A 15,450-nucleotide genomic window follows, 5' to 3' on the forward strand; every position below is an offset into this window, starting at 1 on the left:
GAGCGGCCATTTTCCGCAGCCCTTTTCCGTGGTTTTTTCCTGCGGCTTTTCCTCCGGCCGATGCGGGAGAAGGCCGGAGCGAGGGCAAAGCGGCCTGGCTCCGGCCTTCATGCCTTTGCGGAGCGCGCGCATTTCACTTTGCTTCGCCGCTTTCCGGAGCCTGTTCTCAACCCGGCTTGCCGTCGCTGCGCGGGCGGCCGTACCAGTTGCCAAAGCGCAGGCTCCAGATGGTCATGACGGCCGTCCAGATCAGCGCCGTGACGAACATCAGCCAGATAGGCGCGCTGTCAATGGCGGCCACCGTGCGGATGATGACGGCCAGCTGGAACACCCAGAACAGCGTCCACACGCTGGAATCGGCCACCAGCGCGCGCCCGCTGTGTCCGCACGACACGCGCGTGACCATCGCCAGCATGATCGAGCCCAGAAAGCCCATGGCCAGCAGGTGCAGCGGCCCCAGGCCCAGCACGTCATGCCCCGAAAACAGCAGCAGGCCGCGCGCCAGCGCGCCGTAGGCCATCGTCAGCCCCAGCCACACAAAGCCCACGTGCAGCATGGCCAGCAGGCGGATCTTCAGGCTCTGCACCAGCCCCCAGACGATGGCCAGCCACAGCAGCACGCCGCCAGCGGCCGCTTCCAGCGCCAGCGCCAGCGCCGTCCACCACGCGCCGGGCGCCAGCAGCGCCTGCACCCACAGCGCCAGCACCTGCCAGGCGCACACGGCCAGCATCAGCCACAGCACCCAGAAGGGCCGCCAAATTTGAATCATGGGCAGCACGTTGGAGGTGAAAAACGGAATCATGCGGTGCGCCACGGCCACGTAGGTCACCACGATGAAGCCCCACAGCCCCGTGCGCACCAGCAGCAGCGCCAGGTCTTGCCGCTGCGCCAGCAGCGCCAGCAGCGCGCCGCCCAGGCTGAGCACGCCGACGATGCCGCCGTAGCCCACTGTTTTGCCGTGCACGCGGTCTTCTTCCTGGCTGGCGAAGATCAGCTGCCAGAACAGCGCCGCCATCCATGCCAGCCCCGCCAGCGCCAGCGCCATGCCTGCCAGCGCCACGCCCGCGTGCGTGTGCGCCCCGGCCAGCCACAGCAGCCAGCCCGCCATTTGCAGCACCACGCAGGGCGCAGTTTGAGTGGGCTTGTGCGGCGGCACGCCCAGCCAGCGCGGCCCGGCAGTGAACAAAAAGCCCGAGAAAAACAGCGGCATGAAGCCAAACACCATCACCGCCGCATGCGTGGTGATGGGCGCGAGCGTGGCGGACAGGCCCAGCGCGCCAAAGCTGCGGTCGGCCTGCACGGCCAGCCACCAAAAGCTGGCGGCCACCAGCACCACCATTGCCGAGAAAAAGCCCAGCCGGTGCGGCGCAATCAGCAGCGTGGCAAAGCGCCAGGGGCCGGTGACGGGCGGCGGCTTGACGGCCTTGGGCTTGCCGCCCGCGCCTGGCGCAGCGGCGCGCACTGGAATGGACATGGGCTTGCCCGCAGGCGCGGCGCCTGAAGCGGGCTTCTGGCCAGCGGGCGCCTGCGGTGCGCCAGAGGCAGGCGCGGCAGCGGGTGCAGGAACAGGCGTGGGAGAGTTTTCAGCCGCCGCAGAAGCGGGCGAATCAGGGGTGTGGGGCGGTGTTGTCATCGTGTCTGGCCTTCGGCCCAAAACGCGCCTGTCCGCAAAAGTGCGGCGGCCCGCCGGCAGCGAGGCTGTCAAAAATCATAGCGATACCGCTCAAAGCGGCATGCGGGTAGGGGCATTCGCAGCCGCTGCGCGATGCCCGCGCCATTGTGCGCCGCCAGGGCGGACCGGGGTTTGATTTGCTTCAGAACCTGCTCACAGCTCACGCAGAGTCAGCGTTCGTGCATAGGCGCGAAAGCGCGGGCTCGGGTAGTCAGCAGCCTTGCAAGCGCCCTGCCGGCCCGCGAGCGGGCGGCCCCGATCCGCAGCGCCTTGCGGCCAGGTCATGAACAGGTTCTCAGAAAAGACAAAACCGTCAGCCCGCGCTGCGCATGGGCTGCAAGCGGGGCCACAGGCGGCGCAGGAAGGTTTCGCCGCTGACGGGCGCGGAGCACAGCGCAGCCAGGTCAATGGTGCAGGCGGCCAGCGCGTCTGCCTGCGCGCGCGCCTGGCTGGCAGGCAGGCCCATGCGCTCGGTCATGCGCAGCCAGGGGCAGCTGGTGAGCAGCACGCCCATTGCCAGCAAAACGCCATGGCGGCTGCGGCGCTGGGCAAAGCCCACGAGCTTGCGCGGCGGGCCGCCAGCGGCATCGCACGCGACGACTTCCCACGGGGCCACGCCCGCAAAGCAGGCCCAGGCCAGCGCTTCAGGAGCCGGAATGCGCTCGGCGGGCGGCTGGGCGCGCGCCCGCACGCCCGGCCCGGCCAGGGCGGCCACAACAGCCTCGCCCAGCCAGCGGTAGCTGTCGGCCACGGGCAAGGCGGCCACGCGCGCGTCATCTGGCGCCAGCGTGATAGCCAGGCTGAGCAGCCAAGGCCCCGTCAGCACCGCGCCGCCGCCCGCGCCGCGCACCACCACAGGCAGCGCCCCCGCGCTGGCGGCAGGCAGGGCCAGCTGATGCTGCGCGCGCCCCAGCACCACGGCAGGCTCCGGGTAAGTCCAGGCCCGCAGCGCCGCGTGAGTGACGGGAGCGGCCAGCGCGGCCTCGTTGAAATGCTGCTCCTGCAACGCCGTAACGGGCAGGATGGGCGGAGGCGGCAAAACGGAATTCAGCGGCATGGAAACAGGCGTGTGCGCATCAATAAGAGGAGCAAATTCAGAGGCATCAAAAGCGGCTTTCGCGCAGTTTCCACTAGGACATCATGCTACAGAATAAGAAGCGAACAAACAACTGAAAAAAGGAAAGACGCTCCTCCTGGGCAGGCTGCATCAGGCAGCACGGATTGGTCAGACAAGGCCGTGGCAATGGCCTTTGGCTTGGCTGGCGCGGCCAAGAGAAGCACTGATCCATTGGGGCCTGAATGGCGGGCATGGGAAACATGCTTCCTGCAACAAGCCAAATGCTATTTTTAACACTTGGCTTCCATAGGGTTGCTGGAGACAACAGAAGATATTATTTCATTTTCCATCACATTCAATCAATTCAAATGGCGTTATTGGGGAAAATGTATATCCTTGATATCACACAAGGCATATGTTCAGGGACAAGCTCTGACGCCACTTTCAAGAATTTCGCAGAATCTTCCATATTGTTCAAAAGGCCATATGAATTACAGGTTACACCTGAGTTATTTATCAATTCCAGATCATTGGATCCAAATCCGGAATTACACAAGGCGCTTATTCCCGTCCATACATCAATAATATCATAGCCAATAAAAACGGCCTTATCAATATCTTCTGTCTTGAAAACATTCTCAATAGACACGACGGAAGAAAAGAGGCCTTTTTTTACGTCTTTATGCTCGATAAGAGCCATCAAGAATAGATGATCATTCTCTTGCCACTCTTTCAGGCATTTTTGTACGTATTGTGCGGATGGCGCAAAAGTTCCTTCCCTGCTTATTCCCCATAAGGCAGTATCTGCACTATATACCTCGTCCTTCGCCAGCGGGGAGAAAACAAAATCACCGTTCTTATTATTGATATCTTTGGATGATGGCGGCCTCTTGTTGGTGCTAAAGGCGATGATAATATGATTAAACCTCATCCTTGCTATCCTTTATCGCTTTGGGCGCCTAAAAGAACACGGTATTGCGCCTGGCGGAGCAGGCCTAGATGCTCTCAACTTATCAAAGCCTCTAAAATTTTCTTTTTAACGCTTTTCTTTTGATGCATCCAATATGCTGCATATCTTTCAACAAATTCTATTATCAATATAAACATATATGAAAAACATATATGTCATCAAAGGCAATAAGCTGATCACATAAAACTCTATCGAATCAGTCGCTCCGAAGAACGCAACGCATAATATCATAAACCCAAATGTCATGATTAAAGCCGTCTTTTTTGAGAACAACTTACTCAAAAGCAGACAAACAATCGCAAATGAATAATAAAACATGGCAGAAAAAATGAAAAATTTTTGGGCTATTATAATAAAGAAATATAAGCCAGGAGAAGCAAAAAAGGCGACGGCAAGGCAATAAAATATCGTTGCGATTACGCTTGAGCAAAATTGGAATAGATGCAATCTATATTTTCTTGCCATTTCTGAAGCTCCGCATATATTTCTCGCCACGAGGATAAAGAACAAAATGTGCGATTTCATACCATGTTGTTCCGTCTGGAGTAATCGTCGCCTCAGGACCTCGAACAATGAAATCAACAAATACAGGCTGGGTTGAAAGCCTCTTGGCAATAGACTCATCTCCATATCCAGCACCACATGCGCGTATATCGATGCCTGTGATATTGGCTGGCCAATCCTTTACGTGTTCCTAGATAATTTCCACCAGCATCTGCACACTAATAATATTTTTATTGATATCAATAATATCCCCTTTATAATTACCATGCGCGGCTATTATTATCTTGTCCGGAATGTCTTTGGTGCGCTCGAATTGCTTATATTCTTTTGAGTCGGGCTCAAGTAAATTAATTTTCAACAATCCGCTGTCATCAATAAACAGCATGGGATTATTATCGACATAAAGATAGTAATTAATTCCCCCCGCCAGTCCAATCGGATCCGCCTGTATATACCTTCCAATGCCCGGCGCATAGTCCCGGTTCCAGTTCTGGTGCAGCCCCGTTTCCGCATCAAAGTACTGGCCCGGCAGTCTCAGGTTGATTTGCGCCGTTGAGGCCGGATTGATTCTGGCCTTGCCAAAGGTCTCGTAATTCAGTTTTTATGTAGTCTCACTGATTTGCAAGTATAATATACTTAATGAAATCTCTACTTTTTCGTGATATCATATTAACTTTCCTGAAACGATCGCTTGTTCAATTTTAGATAGAGGCAAAGGATGTCTACGGTTTTTTTCCTTGCTACTTGTGGCAAACCACGGGAAGAACCATTGGAGCAACATCTGCATTAGACCATCATTCGAAAATTCACATGGGAAATATTTTTCAAAACAGAATTCATCAATATTTACACCGAAATTCTCATGCAAGATATTTATATAGTCTTCCGCTATTTCTCCATAAATTTCTAGATCATGGAACAGAAGTGTTTCAGCGTTAAGCCGGCTTATTTTTCTGTCTGACATTCCACATATTTTCAAATAGCAACCCAATACGGGAGATAAAGATTGCCTGGAATTATTTTGTACATGTAGAAATATCATATATACCATACAGTAAATATCCAGCAAACATTACCGTCCCTACTACCGGCATTACTCTTAAGCCTCTCGTAATTGAGTGTCTCGTGGCAACGGAGTATCTAAATCCACTCACTCGTTCAGGATCACTAAAAAAGTGATTAATCTGGCTAAAGACAGATGTTTTATTTCCTGCGCGACCTCCTCCCGCAATACCTCCGCGCGGTTTGGTTGCAAAAGGCCCTGTCCCTCCGATTATTCCACCAATAACTGTGCTTGTCTTAGGATATCCGCTATGACAAGTGCAATATCTCGATCGAATATTTTGAATCGCGTAATCAAAAATATAACCACCTATCGCGCCGGACATAATGGGTACTGCGCCCAATATAAGCGGAACTATATTTCCCGAGTCGTCTATATAATAAATCGGATTCCCATAGGCATACTGGTAAACATTCATCCCCCCAAATATGCCCAGCGGATCCGCCTGTATATACCTGCCAATGCCCGGCGCATAGTCCCGGTTCCAGTTCTGGTGCAGCCCCGTTTCCGCATCAAAGTACTGCCCCGGCAGCCTCAGGTTGATTTGCGCCGTCGAGGCCGGATTGATTCTGGCTTTGCCGAAAGCCTCGTAGTTCGCTTTCCACGTCGCCTCGCCCGCCTTGTTCAGCGCCAATACAGGCGTTCCCAGGTGATCCGTGACCAGGTAGTGGTAGTGGTAGCTGGCTTCTTTGAGGCTCTGGCCCGCCGCCAGGTCAGCCTGCCAGATGGGTCGGTGCTCTTGCGCCGATAGCGGCATTTGACGACGCAAAATCACATCATTTAATCCTTATCTCATTCTCCAAATAGCGAATCGTCCTTCTTGCTCTTGGCTTAAATGTTTTCCTCTGGCGCTTCAGGTTATTATATAATCGGATATCAAGATCAGTCATAAAATCTCAGTTTTCCATACTATCCACCCTTAACGTCTTCAAATGCGCTCCTCAATCAGTAGGCAATATTGTATGCGCAACAAAATTAACAAGAATGCTAAATCACTCATGTAATCGAAAAGCATTTATAATAATGCATTCGGATTATCAATTATTCATTTTATTTGCCACGGGAAATTGGCTTCAATATCCCATATCTTAGTAGTTTTACCTTTTATGAGGCGTGCTTGAACATTGAGCGAGCACGATTGAATACTGCGTACAGTATTCCATCTAAGCAAAACAAAAACTAATAATAATACACAAATAGGTACAAACAACCAGCGAATTAGATCCACCAGCAATTCGCGCCATGAAATTGAATCAATATATCGAGCATATCTTACCAAGCGCTTTACTTCCTTGTCATCGAAGGAAAACTCTTTTCCCTTTTTCAGATCATTGGAAATAACTTGCAGCTCATATATAGATTTGCCTTTGTATTCATTATTAATTTCATAATCGGTCGAAAGCATGATGGACTTTGCTTTTTCTTCGTCACTTTCTGGACTGAAACCGCAAAAACTACATGGTATGATAGCCTTCTTTTTGAAGTTTCCACATTTTATACACACAGCAGTCATATTATTAGCATCCGCATTTTTCTTCCTGTGCATTAAGACCTGCTTTATACCCTGCAACGCCAGACGTAATTGCTATTCCAGGAATGCCTATCTGAATACCAACCCGAGCTGCAATTGCCAATTTTCTTTGTAACGGCCGGTTTTTCCAATTTGGCGCAGATCCTAACCATCTGTTCCATGTTTTTGGCATCTCCAATAAATTCCATCCTCCATTGACAATTTTTGCTGAAACTTTCCCATTGCGTGCGGCAGCCTGAGAAATCATCCAATGATCTAAGCTCATATTTTTTGCCCCACCGCGAATTTTCCAATAGGCCTTACTGTATTTTCTGAATTTTTCTGTGTTTGTAAAAAATCCAGCAATCCCAGCCAATCCTCCTCTCCCAATAATTCCAAAACCAGACATTGATAACGCTGACACGCCAACTTCCCAAAAATTGATGCACTCAATACGGCCACCATTCTGCCAAAGTTGCCAACCAAAATTTAATGCTCCTCCCACCACAGCACCCACAAGAGCAAATTCTCCATTTGGATCTATATAAGCTCCAGGATTCCCATAGGCATACTGGTAAACATTCAATCCTCCCGCCAGTCCAATCGGATCCGCCTGCACATACCTGCCAATGCCCGGCGCATAGTCCCGGTTCCAGTTCTGGTGCAGCCCCGTTTCCGCATCAAAGTACTGGCCCGGCAGCCTCAGGTTGATTTGCGCCGTCGAGGCCGGATTGATTCTAGCCTTGCCGAAAGCCTCGTAGTTCGCTTTCCACGTCGCCTCGCCCGCCTTGTTCAGCGCCAATACGGGCACTCCCAGATGGTCTGTGACCAGATAGTGGTAGCTGGCTTCTTTGAGGCTCTGGCCTGCTGCAAGGTCAGCCTGCCAGATGGGGTCGGTGCTCCACAGGCTGCCTTCTTCTGCGTCTTCGTCCTCCTCGTTGGTTCTGGCTTGCTGCGTATGGGGGTTGAACCCATACGCCCTGGTGAGCCGGCCTTCTTCATCAGCTTCGGCCATCAGCGCGCTTTCGCCGTTAATGTAGTAGGTGGTGCGGTTTGTTGCGCCTTGCGTGACAGTCTTGGCAATTCTTCGCCCAAAGGGGTCGTAGCGGTATTGGACGGTGAGGCCATCTGCGCTGTCCTTGATTTCGCTGAGTCTGCCTGCTGCGTTGTAGCGCCAGTTTCTTTCCCAGTCTGTGCCGGTTTCCTTGATGAGGTGGCCTTGCGCGTTGTAGCTGGCGCTGACTTGTTCGGTTTGGCTTTGCTGCGCGGGGGGCGTTTTCGTCGAGCGCCCGGGGGTATTGCAGCAGCTGGTTGGCTTCGTTGTAGGTCCACGCTCCGGCCTGGTGGGCGCTGCTCAGGCGGTTGCCTGCGGCGTCCCAGCTGTAGGCTTCGTTTGGCAGGCCTTTGTCTTGCAGCGCCTGGTCTGGCTCGGCCTGGGTGAGGCGGCCCAGGCGGTCGTAGGTGTAGGCGCTGGCGCCTTCTTCGCTTTCGATGCGTGTGATGTGGCCCGCCGGGTTGCGGCTGTAGCGGCGCTGGAGCAGCTGGGCTGCGCTGGCTCCGGCGCCTTGGGGTTTGGCTCCGGTGACTTGCAGTTGCGCCAGGCGCTGGAAGGCGTCGGGTTTTTGCGTGATGCGCGCGCCTGCGGGCAGCTCGATTTGGCCGGGCATGAGCCATTGGTAGGCGCCTAGCGCAATGCGGCTTTGGTCGGGCAGGCTGATTTGTTTGAGCCGGCCTTTTTCCCAAGCAAAGTCCTGCGGCTGCCGTCGGGCCAGCTTTGGCTTTGCAGCTGGCCGTCGGCGGTGAACAACCCCATAGCAAACCGCTGTGTGATTCATTCATTTTCCTGATTTCATGTTTGGCCAGGCATTCTCTGGCTTGCACTCCGGATGGAAACAGTAATGCCCTTCCCAAAGCAAGCACGAAAACCATTTTCATGGCACACTCCGTCAGAAAAACAATATGCCATCTAACACTCGTCGCAATCAATCACAAAATGATCATTGCGAAGCCGGTTCTTGACATGTTTTTCGATCTTGTCTATTTTTTCTTCTTTTTCGGCATCAGTAGATAGATTTTCCGTATATATATATACATCCCATGAATATACTTCCCCATATTGTCCATCTCTTTCATTGTCAAATTGGATAAGACGCAATAAGAACAAATGATTCAGGTCTTTGCTTGCAATCAATATAAAGGGATCCTCCTCTCGAGGAGGCCCCGCAAGAATTCCATCCTTAAAAAATTGCTTATACTCGGACAATACGACAGACTTCCTTATATATTTATACAGATTTTCGCTTAGAATTAGATCGGACGTTGCGGATCTCAATGATTTGGCATTCAGTTCAATATTCAGCCTGTAACCGACCCCTTGATTAAAATAATACCAAGCTTTCCCCACCTTTTTTTCGGCATTACCAAATACAGCCTGCAAATCAGATTTCCTGTTCAATATATTGCCAACATAGAGCAAGTCCACACCTTTCAAATAAGCAACGAATTGTATTGGTTTATTATTTTTTTCATCTTTAATACAAAATCCATATGGAAAATCTTCTTTATCAAAATCTACAATCATGCGCCCATCACGTCTAATGCGCGATTCTAAATCTATATCATAGTAATACCCATACCAATAATTCTGCCATCGATACAATGAATAGAAAGATTGTTCAATCGCCTTCCTGATTTCATTCCTTGATAGACATTCTCCAGCCTGCGCTCCAGCAGGGAACAGCAATGCCAGTCCTAAAACAAGCGTGAAAGCTATTTTCATGCCAGCACCATCAAAAGATAATATGACAGCTAACACTCGTCGCAATCAATCAAAAAATGATCATTGCGAAGCCGACTCTTGACGTGTTTTTCGATCTTGTCTATTTTTTCTTCTTTTTCCGCTTTGGTAGCCAGATTTTCCGTGTATATATATACATTCCATGCATATACCTCACCATGCTGCCCTTCCTTGTCCCTGCTAAATGGAAGAAGATCCAGCAAGAACATATTTTCAAAATCCCTGCTCGCGATTAACAATAATGTATCATCCTTTCTGGGGGCGCCGATAACAATTCCTTCTTTGAATAGATTCCTGCGTTTATTCAATATGACGGATCTTCTTATGTAATTAAGCAACTTCTCATCAGGAATGATTCTTGGAGATGTGGATTTCAGCAATCCGGCACGCAACTTGACATTCAACCGATAGCCATATTCCCGGTTAAAATCATGCCAGGCCTCTCCCGCTTTTTCGCTTGCATCACCAAATGCAGCTAACATATCAGCTTTTCCATTTCGTATTTTCCCCACATATATTAGATCAACACCTTTCAGGTAGGCGGCAAATTGTATTAATAAATTATTATTTCTTTTTCGATCACAAAAGCCGCGCAAAAAATCCTCTTTATGAAAATCAACAATCATGCGTCCGTTACGCCTAATACGTGGCTCCAAATCAATATCATAATAATACCCATACCAATAATTTTGCCAACGGTACAATGAATAGAAAGATTGTTCAATCATCTTTCTGATTTCGTTTCTGGACAGGCATTCTCCGGCCTGTGCTCCAGCAGGAAACAGCAATGCCAGTCCTAAAACAAGCGTGAAAACCATTTTCATAAAAACACCCTCAAAAGCCAATATACCAGTTAACACTCGTCGCAATCAATCACAAAATGATCATTGCGAAGCCGGTTCTTGACGTGTTTCTCGATCTTGTCTATTTTTTCTTCTTTTTCGGCATCATTAGATAGATTTTCCGTATACACATATATATACCACGAGGCTATGCGCCCGTGCTGCCCTCTCCTTTTTGCATCAAATGGAAGAAAATCCAGCAAGAACAAGTTTTCAAAATCCCTGCTCGCAATCAGCAAGGCTGTATCATTCTTTCTGGGAGTGCCAACAACAATTCCATTCCTGAATAAATGTCTATATTCAGACAACAAGACAGACTTCTGTATATATTTATACAGTTTTTCTTCTGGAACGATTATTGGAAATGTGGATTTTGGCAATCTAGCATGCAACTTGATGTTCAACCGATAGCCATTTTCCCGGTTGAAATCGTGCCAAGCCTCTCCCGCCTTTTCACTTGCATCGCCAAATGTAGCCAGCATATTGGCTTTTCCGTCTAGCATTTCTCCTGTATATATTAGATCAACACCTTTCAGGTAAGCTGTAAATTGTATAAATTGATCATTTTTTCCTTCATGATTGCAAAAACCATGCAAAAAATCTTCTTTATAAAAATCAACAATCATGCGCCCATTACGCCTGATACGCGACTCCAAATCAATATCATAATAATATCCATACCAATAGCTCTGCCAACGATACAATGAATAGAAAGATTGTTCAATCGCCTTCCTCATTTCATTCCTTGACAGACATTCTCCAGCCTGCGCTCCAGCAGGAAACAGCAACGCCAGCCCTAAAACAAGCGTGAGAACCATTTTCATACAAGCACCATCAAAAGCCAATATACCAGTTAGCACTCGTCGCAATCAATCACAAAATGATCATTGCGAAGCCGGTTCTTGACGTGTTTTTCGATCTCGTCTATTTTTTCTTCTTTTTCAGCATCAGTAGATAGATTTTCCGTGTATATATACACATTCCATGCATATACCTCAGCATGCTGCCCTTCCTTGTCCCTGTCAAATGGAAGAAGATCCAGCAAAAATATATTTTCAAAATCCCTGCTCGCGATTAACAATAATGCATCATCCTTTCTGGGGGCGCCGATAACAATTCCTTCTTTGAATAGATTTCTACGTTTATCCAATATAACGGATTTTCTTATGTAATCATGCAATTTTTCATCAGGAATGATTCTTGGAGATGTGGATTTCAGTAATCCAGCACGCAACTTGACATTTAATTGATAGCCAATTTCCCGATTAAAATCATGCCAAGCCTCTCCCGCCTTCTCGCTTGCATCGCCAAATGTAGCCATCATGTCGGCTTTTCCGTTCAATATTTTGCCCGTGTATATCATGTCTACGCCTCTCACATAGGCACTAAACTGTGTAAGCACGTCATTTTCCCTGCTCACACAAAACCTGTGTGGCGACTCTCTTTTTAAAGAAAGGAAATCAATGACCATGCGTCCATCACGTCTGATACGCGACTCCAGATCAATATCATAATAATATCCATACCAATAGCTCTGCCAACGATACAACGAATAGAAAGATTGCTCAACCGCTTTTTTGATTTCGTTTTTAGACAGGCACTCACGCGCGTGAGCCTCCACAGCAAAAAGTAGCGCAATACATAAGATGATCCTTAAAATCACTTTTTATCCTTTTCAATCCTGAAATAATGCACGCATATCTTTGTTCTTCCTTCTCCCTTACTCTGATTAAATCCATCGTATGCATACTGCACCCCTTTTGAAGAAGCCAGAGCTGCATCTATGCAGTCTTTCAACTTTTGACACTCTTTATCCGTCAGTTTAGCCGTGCTATTCTCTGCCTTTCTGTATTGCGGACTTCTATAGCCAATAAACTGGCCTCTTTTGGATAAAACACCTATCACCGTATCCCCTCCCCAATAATTTTCACCAATCTTAACCCTGTTATAAATCACATCCGTAATGGCTCTTTTTTCCTTGTCTCCTTCATCGCAGTCATAGCTGGCTTCCGCAAAACAGGTCAATGCCACTTCCTTGACGGGCGATTCAGGCAGCTGTGCATCACATGTCGGGCAGGGGTCTGCCTTCGCCTTGGCTTTTCCCTTTAATCCAAAGCTGTCAATCAGCAGCAAGGGGTTGTTATTCACATAAGCAAACAGGTTGATTCCCCCTTCCAACCCAATCGGATCCTCCTGCAAATACCTCCCCGCATTCGGCCTGTAATCCCTGTGAAAGTTGTCATGCGTCTGCGTTTCCTGGTCGTAATACTGCCCCGGGAATCTCAGGTTCACCTCTATGTCCTGCTCAATGATTTGCGTTGAACCAAAGCTCTCTGCGATGGCCTTCCAGCTCACTTGCCCTTCTTTTGTCGTCGCCAATATGGGCGTTCCCAAGTGGTCCGTGTGCAGCCAGTCATAGCGCGCCTTTGGATCCGTCAGGCTGCCGCCTGGCGTTTCGGCTTGCCACACCGGGTCGGTGCTCCATAGACCCTGCTGGGCCGCTAGCGGGTTGAAGCCATAGGCCTTGGTCATTTGCCCCTTCTCATCGGCTTCAGCCATCAGGCCCTGTTCGCTGTAGATGTAGTAGGTGGTCTTTGTCTGGCCGCCCTGTTTGACGGTCTTGGCAATCCTTCTGCCAAACGGGTCATGCCGGTAGCTGGCTTCGATTTGCGGCCCGCTTTGGCCTTGCTCTGTGCTGGCATACCGGATCAGCCTTTCGGCTGCGTTGTATTCATACTCTTTGCTCTCGAGCGCGTTGCTTTCCTTTTGCGTGTGTCCTTGCGTCGTGTAGCTCACTTGCGTTTCCACGCCCGGATTACGCTCAAAAGGCGTTGTGAGGCGCGCGGCCTTTTGCCGCTTTCCTTGGCAAAGAGTTTGAGAATGACGGCGCTTGTTCTTGTTCATTTCATTGGCGCGTGAAACATTCATACTTTTGTAGCGTTCAAGTCCCATAACATGCAGCCTAAGCTATCTATTTGTTCAAGTTGGCTGATTTTGGGTCAATAAAGACACACAAGCACAAGCAAATCCAAGCACAAAAAATATTAATGCGAGACGATCCAGAATCATTATTTTTCTCGCAATCCTAGCAAATCCATCATCCAGGTCACCATTTTTTATGACTTTCAAGACCTTCTTGAGATGGTATCCATCGGCTTTTCCATGAATTTTCTTGTAAAGATATTTTGCCACCTCTTCCTCAACCAAGAAAATTATAATATGACACAAAATAAATAATGAACATGCTATTGCCATAAATTCCCTACATCATCAATCATTGAAATCAAGCGACGACAACCCTTTGTTGCAAATAAAGTCCGCACCATACGACAATATAATAGAGCGCACAAGCTCTGCTCTTTCATGATATTTGTTATACGCCTTATTTAATCCAGTTCCAATTCGTGCGACCATCATTACAACATTAACCAACAAGCCTATTTTTGGATTTCTTGTTGCAAATCCAACCACCAATGCATACATATTCGGACCCAGGTCGCCATGAGTTTGTTTTGTATAAATATGTTCCCATTTATATTCCATTTTCACATTTCTCTACGCATTAAATCATTATTACAAGACGATATTTTATGCTAAATTATCGACATAAATATCCATTTTCGCAGCGGCATGATAAATTTATTACAAACGCTGCCATGAACCACCCAAACAATGCCGAGCACCAGAAATTCCACTTAAAAATCTTCGGAAACATCTCCAAAAACTCGTAAACCTCCTCAAGTCTGAAAAGCATGCAATAAAAACAAAAAAGAAACCATATATCTATTATTGCACCCCAGGCAATATGATCAAGAAGTACAACCGGACATTTGGCACACAAGAAGATCCAGCCATAATGAAGCATCCTCCCAATAAATATAACAAGAAAGAGCAGGATTTTTATTCTATCTTCCATAACAAACTGATCCCTATATCAAACTATCCCTTATTCGCAGCAATCTACTATTCGCTTGCTCGTAACTACCGCCGATCCAAGAACAGAAACAGAAAAACTAAGGAGGTCAGTTGATGCCTGCATTCCTGCAGCTTGACCGACAGGACGTTTACCTAATGACTGGCCAGATCTTCCAGAAGCTCCTCCCATAATGAAATTAGATATACCATAAACAAACCCGAGCGTAAGTTGATGCATCTCAAATTGACCATTAAATATATCCGGATTTACCGACGCCAAGCCATCCTCAAACCAAACACTACTCGCCGCGCCAGAGAATGGTCCTAATATACTAAGACCGCCCCCACCTTGCAACCCAAACACTTTAACTGTGGCGAATCCTTTTTTTCTATTAACACATTTTGTGCTAAGTGCAAAATCAGCGGTATAAACACTTAAACCAGCTCCCAATCGGGATATGCCAGCAGACCATATAACATATGCTCCGTCCCACCTAATTAATCCAATTGGATCCGTATGTATTAATGCATTGTTGTCTACATAACCATATACATTTCCTCCGCCCCCCACCCCAATCGGATCGCTCTGCAAATACCGCCCCGCATTCGGCCTGTAATCCCTGTGAAAGTTGTAATACGTGCCTGTTTCCGCATCAAAGTACTGCCCCGGGAATCTCAGGTTCACCTCAATGTCCTGCTCGATGATTTGCGTTGCGCCAAAGCTTTCTGCGATGGCCTTCCAGCTGGTTTGCCCTTCTTTTGTCGTCGCCAATATGGGCGTTCCCAAATGGTCCGTGTGCAGCCAGTCATAACGCGCCTTTGGGTCCGTCAGGCTGCCATTTGGCGTTTCAGCTTGCCATACCGGGGCAGTGCTCCATAGGCCCTGTTGGGCCGCTACCGGATTGAAGCCGTAGGCCTTGATCATTTGCCCCTTTTCATCGGCTTCGGCCATCAGGCCCTGTTCGCTGTAGATGTAGTAGGTGGTCTTTGTCTGGCCGTCCCGTTTGACGGTCTTTGCAATCCTTCTGCCAAACGGATCATGCCGGGAGTTGGCTCCAATTTGTACCATGTCTAAATTTCAATCAGTGCTGACATGCCAGACAAATTAATTCATTAAACC

The 15,450-nt window shown here is 48.7% G+C and carries 16 protein-coding genes and 2 pseudogenes; all 18 read right to left on the reverse strand.

Features of this window, described 5'->3' with window-relative positions:
• Positions 1-166 precede the first annotated feature (166 nt).
• The 18 genes and pseudogenes from ADJ79_RS00165 to ADJ79_RS12825 all read right to left on the reverse strand — a co-directional run bounded on the left by ADJ79_RS00165 (position 167) and on the right by ADJ79_RS12825 (position 15,399).
• The gene (locus ADJ79_RS00165; RefSeq protein WP_253273832.1) at positions 167-1,633 is read right to left on the reverse strand and encodes an NnrS family protein; all 1,467 of its coding nucleotides are present in this window, start codon (positions 1,631-1,633) and stop codon (positions 167-169) included.
• A 352-nt stretch (positions 1,634-1,985) separates the two neighbouring features.
• A complete protein-coding gene (locus ADJ79_RS00170) occupies positions 1,986-2,729 on the reverse strand; it encodes a hypothetical protein (protein WP_050714260.1) in 744 nt (247 codons plus the stop codon).
• A 364-nt stretch (positions 2,730-3,093) separates the two neighbouring features.
• Positions 3,094-3,660 (reverse strand): hypothetical protein, encoded by a 567-nt coding sequence (locus ADJ79_RS13540; protein WP_156303891.1) that lies wholly within the window; start codon positions 3,658-3,660, stop codon positions 3,094-3,096.
• Between the two features lie 733 nt (positions 3,661-4,393).
• Positions 4,394-4,801 (reverse strand): RHS repeat-associated core domain-containing protein, encoded by a 408-nt coding sequence (locus ADJ79_RS15540; RefSeq protein ID WP_082202724.1) that lies wholly within the window; start codon positions 4,799-4,801, stop codon positions 4,394-4,396.
• A gap of 66 nt (positions 4,802-4,867) precedes the next feature.
• Positions 4,868-5,167 (reverse strand): DUF1493 family protein, encoded by a 300-nt coding sequence (locus ADJ79_RS13545; protein ID WP_156303892.1) that lies wholly within the window; start codon positions 5,165-5,167, stop codon positions 4,868-4,870.
• 52 nt (positions 5,168-5,219) lie between these two features.
• Positions 5,220-6,041 (reverse strand): RHS repeat domain-containing protein, encoded by an 822-nt coding sequence (locus ADJ79_RS12810; RefSeq protein ID WP_216597135.1) that lies wholly within the window; start codon positions 6,039-6,041, stop codon positions 5,220-5,222.
• 270 nt (positions 6,042-6,311) lie between these two features.
• Entirely contained in the window at positions 6,312-6,671 is a 360-nt protein-coding gene (locus tag ADJ79_RS13550) for a hypothetical protein (RefSeq protein WP_156303893.1), read from the reverse strand.
• A gap of 112 nt (positions 6,672-6,783) precedes the next feature.
• A complete protein-coding gene (locus tag ADJ79_RS12815; protein ID WP_082202727.1) occupies positions 6,784-7,791 on the reverse strand; it encodes an RHS repeat domain-containing protein in 1,008 nt (335 codons plus the stop codon).
• Between the two features lie 72 nt (positions 7,792-7,863).
• Positions 7,864-7,986 (reverse strand): annotated as a pseudogene (locus ADJ79_RS15635) (RHS repeat domain-containing protein); the annotation flags it as partial.
• Positions 7,987-8,221: 235 nt separating this feature from the next.
• Positions 8,222-8,611, reverse strand: a pseudogene (locus ADJ79_RS15640) (hypothetical protein); the annotation flags it as partial.
• Positions 8,612-8,742: 131 nt separating this feature from the next.
• A complete protein-coding gene (locus ADJ79_RS13560) occupies positions 8,743-9,591 on the reverse strand; it encodes a hypothetical protein (RefSeq protein WP_156303895.1) in 849 nt (282 codons plus the stop codon).
• The gene (locus ADJ79_RS13565) at positions 9,585-10,397 is read right to left on the reverse strand and encodes a hypothetical protein (RefSeq protein WP_156303896.1); all 813 of its coding nucleotides are present in this window, start codon (positions 10,395-10,397) and stop codon (positions 9,585-9,587) included. The genes ADJ79_RS13560 and ADJ79_RS13565 overlap by 7 nt, the downstream gene beginning before the upstream one ends.
• 29 nt (positions 10,398-10,426) lie before the next feature.
• Positions 10,427-11,239: a hypothetical protein gene (locus ADJ79_RS13570; RefSeq protein ID WP_156303897.1), complete on the reverse strand. Its 813-nt coding sequence runs from the start codon at positions 11,237-11,239 to the stop codon at positions 10,427-10,429.
• A 29-nt stretch (positions 11,240-11,268) separates the two neighbouring features.
• The gene (locus ADJ79_RS00200; protein ID WP_050714266.1) at positions 11,269-12,078 is read right to left on the reverse strand and encodes a hypothetical protein; all 810 of its coding nucleotides are present in this window, start codon (positions 12,076-12,078) and stop codon (positions 11,269-11,271) included.
• Entirely contained in the window at positions 12,075-13,367 is a 1,293-nt protein-coding gene (locus tag ADJ79_RS00205; RefSeq protein ID WP_082202728.1) for an RHS repeat domain-containing protein, read from the reverse strand. Before ADJ79_RS00205 ends, ADJ79_RS00200 begins: the two co-directional genes overlap by 4 nt.
• Positions 13,368-13,394: 27 nt before the next feature.
• Positions 13,395-13,670 carry a hypothetical protein gene (locus tag ADJ79_RS13575; RefSeq protein WP_156303898.1) on the reverse strand — a complete coding sequence of 92 codons (276 nt, stop codon included), beginning with the start codon at positions 13,668-13,670 and terminating at the stop codon, positions 13,395-13,397.
• A 15-nt stretch (positions 13,671-13,685) separates the two neighbouring features.
• The gene (locus ADJ79_RS13580) at positions 13,686-13,958 is read right to left on the reverse strand and encodes a hypothetical protein (RefSeq protein ID WP_156303899.1); all 273 of its coding nucleotides are present in this window, start codon (positions 13,956-13,958) and stop codon (positions 13,686-13,688) included.
• Between the two features lie 403 nt (positions 13,959-14,361).
• The gene (locus tag ADJ79_RS12825) at positions 14,362-15,399 is read right to left on the reverse strand and encodes an RHS repeat domain-containing protein (protein ID WP_082202730.1); all 1,038 of its coding nucleotides are present in this window, start codon (positions 15,397-15,399) and stop codon (positions 14,362-14,364) included.
• Positions 15,400-15,450: the final 51 nt, after the last annotated feature.

Source organism: Ottowia sp. oral taxon 894 (assembly GCF_001262075.1).
GTDB classification, from domain to species: domain Bacteria; phylum Pseudomonadota; class Gammaproteobacteria; order Burkholderiales; family Burkholderiaceae_C; genus Ottowia; species Ottowia massiliensis.

Bases quoted from the DNA above. Each gene is read 5' to 3' on its own strand.
- ADJ79_RS13575 (WP_156303898.1), bottom strand. From the start codon at position 13,670: ATGGCAATAGCATGTTCATTATTTATTTTGTGTCATATTATAATTTTC.
- ADJ79_RS13570 (WP_156303897.1), bottom strand. From the start codon at position 11,239: ATGAAAATGGTTCTCACGCTTGTTTTAGGGCTGGCGTTGCTGTTTCCT.
- ADJ79_RS00170 (WP_050714260.1), bottom strand. From the start codon at position 2,729: ATGCCGCTGAATTCCGTTTTGCCGCCTCCGCCCATCCTGCCCGTTACG.
- ADJ79_RS13540 (WP_156303891.1), bottom strand. From the start codon at position 3,660: ATGAGGTTTAATCATATTATCATCGCCTTTAGCACCAACAAGAGGCCG.
- ADJ79_RS00165 (WP_253273832.1), bottom strand. From the start codon at position 1,633: ATGACAACACCGCCCCACACCCCTGATTCGCCCGCTTCTGCGGCGGCT.
- ADJ79_RS12815 (WP_082202727.1), bottom strand. From the start codon at position 7,791: ATGGCCGAAGCTGATGAAGAAGGCCGGCTCACCAGGGCGTATGGGTTC.
- ADJ79_RS00205 (WP_082202728.1), bottom strand. From the start codon at position 13,367: ATGGGACTTGAACGCTACAAAAGTATGAATGTTTCACGCGCCAATGAA.
- ADJ79_RS13550 (WP_156303893.1), bottom strand. From the start codon at position 6,671: ATGCTTTCGACCGATTATGAAATTAATAATGAATACAAAGGCAAATCT.
- ADJ79_RS12825 (WP_082202730.1), bottom strand. From the start codon at position 15,399: ATGGTACAAATTGGAGCCAACTCCCGGCATGATCCGTTTGGCAGAAGG.
- ADJ79_RS13565 (WP_156303896.1), bottom strand. From the start codon at position 10,397: ATGAAAATGGTTTTCACGCTTGTTTTAGGACTGGCATTGCTGTTTCCT.
- ADJ79_RS13580 (WP_156303899.1), bottom strand. From the start codon at position 13,958: ATGGAATATAAATGGGAACATATTTATACAAAACAAACTCATGGCGAC.
- ADJ79_RS13545 (WP_156303892.1), bottom strand. From the start codon at position 5,167: ATGTCAGACAGAAAAATAAGCCGGCTTAACGCTGAAACACTTCTGTTC.